Raw genomic sequence first — 12242 nt, 5'->3', positions numbered from 1 at the left:
CGTGGACGCTTACATTTCCGCCGGTTTCACGCCTTCGGAGATCCTGCAAGCCGTGCATCCTTCGCTTGTTGCATCAACGCAAGGAACCGGTTTCGGCGGCATGAGCTCAATGCGAAAACTGTACTTGGATCGCTTCCTCAACCACGAAATTCCAACCGACGTGCTGCAAGAAGCGCTACCAAACGTTGTGGCAGCGCACGTAATGCAAACCTACATCGGCGGCTACGGAAACATGGTTCAGCCGGTGTCGGCTTGCGCAACCGCGGCGGTTTCGCTCGAAGAAGGTGTTGACAAGATTGCGCTCGGCAAAGCCGACTTTGTAGTAACCGGCGCAATCGACGATATTGGCGTGGAATCTGTGGTCGGCTTCGGCAATATGAACGCTACCGCTAATAGTGAGGAAATGTACGCAAAGGGCATAAGCCCACGATTCTTCTCGCGTGCGAACGATCGCAGACGCGGCGGCTTCCTCGAAGCTCAAGGCGGCGGCACGATTCTGGTTACGCGCGGCGATATTGCGCTTAAGCTTGGTTTGCCGGTTGCTGGCGTGGTTGGTTTCATCCACTCCTACGCTGACGGCATTCACACCTCCATACCTGCCCCGGGCTTGGGTGCGCTGGCTGCAGGTATGGGAGGCACAAAGTCTAAGCTCGTGCGCGATTTGGCGGTTCTCGGCGTCACTCCGGACGATATTGCCGTGGTTTCTAAACACGATACTTCCACGAATGCCAACGATCCGAACGAATCCGAGCTGCACAATACTCTTGCGCACGCAATCGGACGCACGGACGGAAACCCGCTGTTTGTAATCAGCCAAAAGACGCTAACCGGCCACGCAAAGGGCGGCGCGTGCATCTTCCAAATCAACGGTTTGACGCAACTGTTTAGAACAGGCGTAATTCCGGCGAATGCGTCGCTTGATTGCGTGGACCCTAAGTTGGCGCGCGACGACCACATGGTTTGGTTGCGCGAGCCGATGCGCGTTGGAAGTGCTGCTGGTGCAGGTTCTTGTGCAGTGAAGGCTGCGCTCGCCACTTCGCTCGGCTTCGGCCACGTGAGCGGATTCGTGGCGCTGGTTCACCCGGGTGCTTTTGAGGCGGCTGTGGCTGCTACCGCTGGTGCTGAGGCGCTGGAGGAGTGGCGCAAACGCGCAAACGCTCGCTTGGCGGCGGGACAGAGAAGGCTTGAGGAAGGCATGATGGGCCACGCGCCGCTGTTTGAGCCGGTGGAAAATCGCCACTTGCTTAAGGATGGCACGCGCCTTCCGGACGGCTCGCGTTACGACGGTCACGAGGCAGAAAAGGCGATGCTGCTCAATCCTGACGCGCGCCTTAGCGCCGACGGTTACTACTGCTGATCGGCTGCTTTGGTTGCTGCTTTAGTTGAGTTTGACAACAAACGCCGGGGAATTTTCTCCGGCGTTTGCGTTCTAACCTACTTTCTCGCTTAGAGCGTGGCGCGAGCTTCTTTACGATATTCTTGCGTATCGTCTATGAGTTTTGACTGATGTTTTAGGTTGTTGCTTTGATGAGTCTAAAGAAATTTCAGCATCGTGCGTTCCGTCCTTCGTCGCTCTGGTTGTTAAAGGCTTTTATGTCTGCTTCGTTCTCTACGAATGTTGCTTCCTCAGTCCTCTTTTAGCACTCTGCCCGAAATTTCTTTAGACTCTAAGTTAATAATCTTTAACACAAAACTCATAGACTCGTGCAAAAAGTTACGTAAGTGCGTGGTTTACTAAGTGCAACTAAAGTCGCGCAACTAAGCTTCGGGTGGGTGCAACTAGCTATTTTTTTATCTTTTGCTCAGTGCGAAAAATCTCAAATCTCACCTCACGAATATTCCTACGACTAAAGTCGCTAAACAAAGCTTTGTGTTGGTTTGTGTTAGGTGTGCCCGGTGTTGTGTGTGCAGCAGCACGGATGCTAGTGTTCGCTAATCAACAAGTATTCAACGTCTGCAGAGCAATAATGTTAAAGTTCACTAACAACAAGTAATCAGTGTCAGCAGAGCAATACTGCAAAGCTGTTGGAACATTTGCCGGAAAATGTGGGGCGATTGGAGCTGCGTTGCTGGTGATGTTATAAGAAAACTGCACCGCGAATTTACCGATTTGAATCAAACTGGTAAAAAGCGGTGCAGCTTTTTTATTTGCTTTTATTTGCTGTTATTCAACTTTTATTTGCTATTACTTGCGCTTTTTCTTGCGAATAACCGCGATTGCGCCTCCAACTGCGGCAGCAAGAGCGGCTATTGTGCTAATTGCAGCAATGGCGGCTCCAGTATTGCTCAGCTTAGATTTCGCAATCTTGCCGGAAGAGTGACGCGCACGAATCTTATCGATTTTCGCCTGCGATTCGCTTGGCGCACCTTGTGATCCGCTTTGCGTACCCTGCGAGTCTTGCGAACCTTGCGTACCCTGCGCACCGTTTCCAGTGCTACCATTGTCGTCCCCGTTAGCACGGTTGTTGTTCGCGCCATTTGCGTCGATCGTGTCGCCGCGCTTGATGCGGTGAGTTCCGGATTCAGGGTTCAAAGTGTCACCCTTGTTGCCGGCGTCGCCAGTGTAGTTGTTTCCGGCGTCGCCAGTGTTGTCGTTTCCGTTTCCGTCGTTGTTTCCGTTTCCGTGATTCTCGCCGTGGCCCTTACCCTTTTCGTTGCTATTTCCGCCCGCATTGTCGATAAGATCGTCAATGTTCAGATCGTCGATTGGGTTGTTGCCCACGGTGCCGGTTGCTGTCTTGGAAGGCTTATTGCCCTTCTTCGACTTCGCAGTAATTTCAGTATTATCCTTCACCTTATTTGCTGGAATCGTTACTTTGCCGGTCTTCGGATCAACTGTTACGCCGTCTGGTGTGTCACCGTCAATCTGCCAATTGCCTTCTGCATTCTTCTTTATCTTGATCGTGATTCGACCAGGATTTGTGATTCCTGAATTTGCGCTTCCTGGATTATTTCCTGGCTCTTGCGAATCAGGATTAGTTGTTCCAGGCGTCAATTCCTCAAGTGAAGGTATTTCAGTTTCACCAATTCCAGAGGATGTTTCCTCATTTTCTGGAGTATAAGTAATCTCCATGGAATCCGCGTCAGCTGGAGGAGTGACGGTTGCAGAACCCTGCTCGGCACCATTTTGCGGAGTTACCACAAGCGGCTTATCTGTTGGAATTGGGCTTGGCGTTGGCTCCTGTCCCGGCTTCTTTGGCTGCTTCTTTTCGCTGCCAGCTGTGGTGCCGGTAACTTTCTCGGATTGCTTATCGCCCTTCTTTGCTTGAGCGGTAACCTCACTGCCTCCCTTCACCGCGGTTGCAGGGATGGTGACTTTACCAGTCTTAGGATCAACAGTCACGCCAGTTGGAGTCGTGCCGTCAATAGTCCAGTTACCATTCTTATCTTTCTTTACGGTAATCGTTACAGGCGTTGCACTTTCGCTACTTCCTTCCGGAAGGAAGGTGATAAGAAGCGTATCCACATCCGCTGGTGGGGTAACGATGGCGGATCCTTGGTCTGCGCCTTCGCTTGGCGTAGTGACTGTTGGCGCCGGCGTTGGAGTTGGTTCCGGTACTGGCGTTGGATCATAGTGGTGCTTTTGAGTAGTAATTGTGCCGGTTACTTCAGCGGAAGAAGTTTCTGTAGCGGTAGTAGCACCGGTATTTTTTGTAACCTGCTTGGCTTGCGCAGTAATCTTGCTGCCATTCTTAATTTTGCCTGCAGTAATCGTAACAACGCCAGTATCTGGATTAACAGTTACACCTTCTGGAGTATTTCCATCAATCTTCCATACGCGATTATCGCCTTCGGCAATAACAGTAATCGTTGCGGTTGTGTTACCTTCCGCCGGCGTGTAGGTAATTACAACCTTGTTCACGCGAGTATCAGACTCGTCAGGTGTCACGCTAGCGCTGCCATCGTTCGGAGTGCTAATCTTCGGTGTCGCAATTGCGCCTCCGACTATTAGCTCCACGCGATCACCAGTCTTTGCTCCGTCACCCTTACCATTGGTTGGCGTGAGAGTGACAATGGCACCAGGCTTTTGCTTGTTGATAGTAATAGTGAAGCTTCCATCGTTGCCCGCAGTACCAGTTCCGATTTGCTTTCCGTCTTTGTCGGTAACAGTTACCGTCGCGTTTGGAACCGTCACAATTCCAGTAATCGTTTGCTTACCGGAATCGTTGGTGCTGTCAGTAATTTTTGGAGATGATGGATCTTCGTTCTTAATCTGCGGAGTCTTGTATCCAGTCTTATTCGTTGCAGTGTCCGAAGTATTGTTCTTATTCTTCGCCACAGCCGTAATAGTGCTGCCATCTTCCAAGTTTTTGGTTGGGATAGTGATGACTTTGCCGTCGCTGTCAACGGTTGCACCAGTAGGATTATTGCCGTCAATCGTCCACTTATTGTCCTTACCTTTCTTGACAACAATCGTGCGAACTGGCTCTTCTGGACCATTAAGCGGATTTGGCTTAACCGTGATTTCAACCGTGGTGACGGTGGCGTCGGTTGGCGGAGTGACAGTTACGTTTCCGTCTCCTAGCTTTCCACCTTCATTTTCCGAAGGAACGGTGATAGTCGGAGCATTTGGTTTTGCAGTAACGGTTACGTCTACTGGAGTGCCTTCGTTATTACCCTTGCTTGGAACAAGCGTGAGCTTTGTATTAGGATCCTTCTTATCGATTTCGATAGTGAAGTTGCCTTTTTCATCTGCTTTTACTGGAGTACCAACAGTCTTACCGCTATTGTCTTTGACAGTTACGGTGTTTTCTGGCTGAGTTTTACCAGTAATGGTTGTCTTCTTAGAATCTGGCTTATTTTCGGCTTTACGATCGTTGATAAATGGCTTATCTTTATCAACAACGTTTACTGTTACTGTTACATTCACAGGATTTGTAATACCTGGAATAGCTACAGAGACAGTTCCAGTTTGCTCACCAGTATTAGACGTTGATGGCTTACCGTTATCTGCCCAAGTAAATGTGGTTTTCTCAGGGAAGTCGCCATTGTTGGCAATCATGTCTTTTGGATTTGGCAAATCGCCATTTTGTGGCACGTTCACCTTCTTGCCAACTGGATTTGGCACCACGAGCACATTGACTGAAACTTCAACATCTGGCTCGCCTGGCACCTGAACAGTCACAACGCCTGGCTGGTTGCCAGTCTTTGACGTATCAGGTTCCTTCTTCCAAGAAGTCTTGGCATCCTTAGGTAGATCCTTATGATTCTTAATAACATCCTCTGGCTTAGGAGTAGTGTCGCTTGTGTCACTATCCTTCTTTTGCAGCACGGTTACGTCTTTTCCTTCAGGAGATGCTGTCACGTTTACCTTGACTTTAACGGTCTGAGGCTTTTGTCCTGGAACAGTTACAACGACGTTTACTGTTTTTTCGCCAATTGTAGATGTGTCTGGTTTGTCAGATTTTCCGTCTTGGCCCTTGCTCCACTCGAACTTAGTGCCTTCTGGGAAGTCACTATTGTTAGCAATGCTGTTCTTAGGATCAGGATCGCTGTTCTGAATGACGGAGGTGTCCTTTGCCTTAGGCGCAGGAGTTACGTTCACAGTAACTTCGACATCAACAGTAGTGCCAGGTTTGTCATTTACACCTGGAACAGTGACGGTTATTGTGCCGGTCTGTGTACCAGAATCTGTAGTACTTGGCCCATTGTCCTTCCAAGTGAACTTAGTTCCATCAGGGAACTTACTCGTATTGTTAGAATCCTTAATAACATTCTTAGGGTCTGGCAGTGTGCCATTTTGTGGAACGTTCACAACATTCGCTTCTGGCTTTGGTAAAACGTTCACTGTTACAGACACCTCTACAGGAGATTGACCTGGGAGGGTAACAATAATCTTGCCATTCTTTGCGCCAGGATTGTTAGTATCCGGTTTATCTTCAGGCTTCCATGTAAAGGTAGTTTCGCTAGGATACTTATTCGTATCGTTGGAATCCTTAATAACTTCCTTAGCATCTGGCAAATCCGTGCCTTGTGGCACGTTGACTTCAGATGCACTTGGCTCAACAACGTTAACCTTTACTGTCACTTCTTGAGACTTTTGCCCTGGAACTGTTACAACAACAGTGCCTTGCGTGTTTCCAGCTGTCTTGGTGTCTGGCTTGCCAGTTTCATTGCCGTTCTCTTTTTTCCACTCAAACTGCGTGTCATCAGGGAACTTATCCTTATTGGAAATCATGTCTTCTGGCTTAGGTTCCGAACCCTTTGGCACAGTCACACCAGTTTTCGCTTCTGGCTTTGGAGCCTTAATAATTACAGGCACGTTAATCACGGTTGTTGATCCATCCGGATACGTAACCGTTACAGGCACCTCAAACTTGCCAGCCTTATCTCCATTAGGAATCTGAGCCTTATCACTATCAGCAATAGAGTAAGTTGGCTTATCTTTTTCGTTTGCTGGCCAAGTAGGAATCGTAACCTGACTTGTAATTTCGCTTTCTTCAGGCTTTCCTCTGTCGATATTCTTTTCAAGTGGTTCAGCTTGTGGAGTATGCGTATTCGCATCAGTATCCTTAACAACCACATGAACATTTACAGTGTCACTAGTTCCATCTTGGTAAGTAACAGTAACCGGCACATCGCTTTCACCTGGAGTATTCGTATCTGGAAGCTTTTTTCCAGTTTCCACAGTCTTAGTCGGTTGCTTTTTGCCGGTTGGATAATTAGGCACATTTACTTGATTAGTAATATCGTCATTGCTAATCTTTTCGCCGTGCTTCTTCGTAAGAGTTGTAGCGGTTGGTTCGTAAGAGTCTGAATCCTTATTCAAGATTGTAACGTTTACGTCCACATCTTCGCTTGTTTTGTCCGGATAAGTTACTGTTACAGGTACGGTGTAAACTCCAGGCTTTGAGTCTTTCCCTGGAATATTATTCTTGTCCTTGACTGTGTAAGAGATTTTAGTTTCATCTCCAACAAAGTTTGGAACCTTAACCTTATCAGTAATATCCTTCTCGCTAATAGTTGAGCCGTAAGGCTTTTCTAGCGTAGAAGACGTTGGCGTGTAAATATCCTTGTCAGTATCCCTAACTACCACTGGAACTTCAAGAACAACTTCTGACCCATCTGGGTATGTGACCTTAACAGGAACATTAGTTGTGCCAGTCTTAGTCATATCAGGCAAGTTGTTTTCGTTTACAAGCTCTACTTTTGTTTCTGTTGGAGCAGGCTTGTCCTTAACCGTAGAAGTCTTTACAGCACCAGTGATATCCGCAGCAGTAATCTTATCCCTACGGTTTTTCTTAACTTCGTTTGCGCTTGGTGCGTAAGTCTTGGTATCAGGATCTCCAGTAGTAACTTTTACTGTAACGCGAGATTTGGAGCCATCAGGATACTCAATATTAACGTTAATATTTACGTCGCCAGGAGTTGTACCATTTGGAATATCGTTAGCATTTTCAACAGTTACGGTTGGTTTAGGCTTACTACTGTCAAAAGTAACGTGATTATTTACTTCATCTTCATTAGACTTTTCGCCATACTTCTTCGTTATATCAGTAACAGTTGGCTTATTTGTTTCGCTTTGTGGCTCGCCAATTTTTACCTTAACAACTGTATGATCTTCTGAACCATCCTTATAGGTGATTGTTACAGGAATATTGAAATCGCCAGCTTTAGTTCCGTCTGGAATATTACTTGGGTTGTCAATAGCAACTTTTGCTCTATCAGGAAGTGCTATATCATTGCCTTGCTTATTTTTACCAAAGCTAATGCCTTTATCCTCGCCAACACCAGTAATTTTACCGGATATGTTGTCAGTCTTTGGCTTCGAGTTGTACTTAAACGTAAGCGTATTGCCTTGTGGGTTGTAGCTCTTGCTCTGCGGATCGCCAATCTTAACGTTTACTGTGGCGTATCCAATAGAGTTATCGCTATACGTTATCTTTACAGGAACTTCGTATGTGCCAGGTTCAGTTCCGCTAGGAATCTTGGTTTTGTCGGAAATTTCAATTGTTGTATTTCCTGTAGGAACTTTGCCAGTAGGCCAAGATATTCCGCCGCCAGTAGAAGTGCTTGTTATGGAATCTTCTATTTGCTTCTTAGTAGAGCCGTAAGACTTTTCTACAGTGTTAGATTTTGGAATATGTGTTCTGCTAAGAGCAGTAGCAATAGTGACAGGAACTACAACTTCTGTCGTGGAACCGTCTGGATAAGTAACAATTGCTGTAACTTTAGAGTTTCCAGAAGTCGTGCCATCTGGTAAAGTCTGACCAGCTTTTACAGAAACTACCGGTTTCTTATTTGGGTCTTTGCTTGTATAGTCAGTTGTTATTGCATCTTGAATGTCTTTAACAGTTACTGCGCTATTAAATGGTTTTTTGACTTGCTTTGATGTGGCTTTGTGCTCCTCCGCGCTTGTATATACAGCAATCTGAATAGGGAGTTCAGATTTATTACCAGCCTCGTCTGTTACAGTAACAGTACGGCTCCAATGTTGATCTACTACTTCGTCGGTTGGTGCTGTGCCGGTTATATGCACAATAGCAGGGTTCTTAACACTGTGGTTGCTTGCATTGTCAACTGTTAAATTAGTTTTAGTAATTCCGCAGTCAGTTACATTGTCATTCAAACTTGCGCCGACTATTTTGCCAGTGTTGTCGTGAACTTTCAGTGTAAGGTCAAACTTCTCACCGCGATGAACTTTCAGTAAGTAATGATCTTTGCTTCCATGTTTTGCTGTTCCTAAATCAGGCTTTTCAATAACAGGCTTAATAGTATCCGTAATAGTAAGCTTTGGTGAAACGTCTACGTGAGAACCATCCGGGAACGTTATGCGAATTGTAGCAGTTGTATCTTTGCCAGGCTTATTCCAATCTGGTTCCTTAACCCAAGAATACGTTGTACCGGTTGGCAAATCTTTCTTGCTAGCTTCGGATATACCATCTTCAGCCTTTGGGTGATTATTATTGTTGCCATCTTCAGGAATGTTATGAGTTATATCCTTTGGAGTAATCTTGCCGAATTTATCTGCTTGATTGTGCACAATAAAGCGAATTGGGAAGTTCGTTTGATTTCCAGAGCCATCAACTGCTACAAGAGTCCTAGAGTACGCTCCGGCAGCCGTGCCATTCGGCACATTTCCTGCAATCTTTATAGCTCGAGGATCTTGTTCGGAACCAGCGCCTTTCTTTGACTCAAAATCAGATGAAGACAAGCCTGTTAATAAACTATTAATCTTCAAATCTGTAACTTTGCCACTGTTGTCGGTTGCAGTTATTTTCAGTTCGCACTTGTCACCGTGGTACGTGTCAATCTTTGTGTAGCTTGTATCGCCTTCAGTAATCTTTTCGGTTACTGAAGTCCAAGTGCCACCAGGGCCTTTCTTGTACACCTTTATTACTGGTTTCACTGTATCTTGAACTGTTACAGCTACATTAATATCCTGAGGTTTTTCTCCAGGAATGCTGACTCTTACTGTGCCAGGCTTTTCTTTATCAGTTGAGTCGGTCTTAGGTTTAGTAACCCAAGTGTATGTTGTTCCTGAAGGAACATTCTTGCTGTTTTCAAATATCTTCTTAGCGTCATCATTAGTAAGTTCATGACCTAATTCAACGGTAATAGGATTTGCTTTTAGCTCGTAAGGTTGCTTAACTGTTAGCTTAACTTCCTTCTTGGTTGTGTTTCCAGCAGCATCGGTAACTGAGAACGTAAGCTTGTGTTCTCCAACTTCACTTGCTTTCATGCCGAGTATCGTAATTTTTACTTTGCGATGTTTTGGATCATCTTGTGCGCCTTGGTATTCAATCTTCAAACGTGAAAAATCACCATTTACAAGTTTCACTAACGGGGCTGCAATATTGAAGTCGTCAATTTTAATATCATCTGTTGCTTCAAGCTCAAAGCTTAAATTTTCTCCAACTTTTGCAGTTGCGTCGTTTGCTGTAAGTGTTGGATCTTGTTTATCTTCTGTAGCTTGATGGTTTTTACTTTTATCGGAAGATAAATTGAAGGTATTTGTATGTTTATCCTGAGTGTCGTTGTATGAACTGCTTGTAACTGCATATACATTTCCTGCAGGTATGCCATTAGCTACAGTAATAGTTGCTTTACCGTCGTTGATTTCGGTAGTAGAGCCAATTTCGTTATTGTTGGCATCGTATAAGGTAACCGTGTTTGTGGCTTTTGGTATAAACCCAGTGCCGACGTTTACTACTACTTTCTGGTTTTGAATTTTTGCGCGACCGTTCAAATCCGTTTCAATAACAGGTGTTTTCGGCTTAACATTAAATGTTACAGTAGTGTCTTTGCGGCTACCGTCTTTGTAATTTACTCTGACAGTTTTGTCAAAAGTGCCAATTGTGCTGGAATTAGGTGTTCCGCCGTACCATTCGACTTTTTCCGGCTTAACTTTATTGCCAGTGTTATTTTTGAGTGTTATGTAATCGCTTGGTTGTTTAAGTTTATCCCCAACGGTTACAGTGTTCTTGCTACCTTGTGGTGCGTGCTCAAAAGCAAGTGGCTTTCTAACTGTTACAGGAATGTCTACTGTATGACTGGATCCATCTGCATATGTAATCTTTGCTGTAACTTTTAGTTTATTTTTAGAACGTTTGAAAGCGCTTTCGGACAGTTTTGTCTTTGGTAACTTTTTGTCAATAAAAGTTATTTCGCCTTTTTCAGCATTGTTTTTTATCTGCTTCGTGAGCTCATCTTTATTAAGCTCATGCCCCCAATCAACAGTAAGCTCCTCGGCTGTTGGGGAAGGATACTTCTGGTTCAGGTTCTTAAGATGTACAGTGACTTTCTTTTCTGCTGTGTTTCCAGAAGCGTCGGTTGCAGAAACAGTAATCGTGTAGTCGGAGTTTACTGGATTATTTTTTTCATCCTTGTGCTCAAACTTAACGTCTTCAAAAACCTTGGTATAAGGTTTGCTTTCGCTGGCATCAATACCATTATCGTTTTTCTCGTCAACTTTGCCATTTTTAACAAAGTCTGACAATCCACTTACAGAGAACTTCGTCACCTTTTCGCTATTGTCGGACGTGCCGAAAGTAATCTTTTGCTTATCACCCTGATATACGGTAATGCTGCTGGAATTGTCTGTAAGCTCCTTGCCATTAAAATACAGCTTTGGAGGTAAATTGTCGCTTTTTGTGCGAGGGAAGTTTTCGTCGTGAGTTCGTCCAGAAATAAACGTGTAAGCAGAGTTAGTTGTTTTACCATAAGAGCTACTGTTTGCCCAAGTAAAAGCGTTTTGAATGTCGTCTATGGTCGCGTCTTGGCGCAACTTCAATTTGCAGTGCATGTGAACAGCATAATTTGCGTTAGTAGTTCTTAAGCCAATGCCGTAGCTTTTTCCTGAATATGGTCCATAAAGTTTCACAGCTTTTTCAATAACAGGATCCACTTTTCCGCTTGACTTAGCGTTATTGTGGAATGTTTCATTTAAGTCGCGATTATAGCTTCTACCTCCTCTTATTCCTAAGGTGTTTAAGTATGTTGAACCAAAGTTGTCTTTGCCGTTGTTTCCAACGTTAACGCTAAAGGATTTTTTATCGTCTTTGCGGAACAACTTAATATCACGCGAAAGCATTGCGTTTGCTGTTTGAGGAGAAACATCGTTTCTTTGGTAGAAGTCGAAGCTTAACTCGCTGATAGTGTCGTTTTTGTATCCGCCATTACTATTTAAGTCTGCAACTGTAAAAGGAATCTGCCACACGTATTGATGCTGGTTAGAATGAGTGAGCATGGATTTACCATCGTTGTTAAAGAACACATCGAAGATTAGGTACTTGTCGTTTCCGTCCTTTTCAAGATGTGCGTACATATCCGATTTCTTGGTGGTGTTATCGTAATCGCCCAAACCGTCTGTTGAGCCAGTTGTTCCATTGCTGTTAGCAAAGCGATACCTTTGGAACTCAAGAATGTTTGGCTTATGTAGCCAAGGAGTAGGGTCGTTCTTATGCACTTCTGCTGCAAAAGCTGCGGTGGTTGGAGGGAGAAGAATATTAGAGGATGCGAGGATTGGCTGACCGCCCAAGCAGGTGGCTGCAGTAAGAACTGTGGCGAGCGCGCTTAATGACATCTTGCGCAATGTGGTAGATGCAGAAGATGAGTCAATGTTTGTAAACGAGCGCTCTGCCTGCTCACGTGTGTTCTTTTTGCGAGTGTTATTTGCCATAATAACCTGTAATCCTTTTTTCTTGTGCTTCTTAATTTAACGTTCTTTAATGTGCGGCGTATATAAACTTGTGTCTAGTTCTTCTTCAAATACCAATCTTGTGTTTGTATAAAGCAGTGGT

General features: G+C 45.0%; 2 protein-coding genes. One reads left to right on the top strand and one right to left on the bottom strand.

Annotated features, from left to right (window positions below):
- Positions 1-1357 (top strand): beta-ketoacyl synthase (locus AXE77_RS06820; protein ID WP_240612629.1); only part of this gene is annotated, 1357 nt, incomplete at its 5' end.
- Between the two features lie 828 nt (positions 1358-2185).
- Here AXE77_RS06820 and AXE77_RS02865 read toward each other — a convergent pair.
- Positions 2186-12121 carry a Rib/alpha-like domain-containing protein gene (locus AXE77_RS02865; RefSeq protein WP_116712011.1) on the bottom strand — a complete coding sequence of 3312 codons (9936 nt, stop codon included), beginning with the start codon at positions 12119-12121 and terminating at the stop codon, positions 2186-2188.
- Positions 12122-12242 lie beyond the last annotated feature (121 nt).

Origin of the sequence: Gardnerella massiliensis (genome assembly GCF_003408845.1) — a bacterium.
Taxonomy (GTDB): Bacteria; Actinomycetota; Actinomycetes; order Actinomycetales; family Bifidobacteriaceae; genus Bifidobacterium; species Bifidobacterium vaginale_H.
Note: the sequence above shows the minus strand (reverse complement) of the source record. Positions and strands in the feature narration are given on the sequence as shown.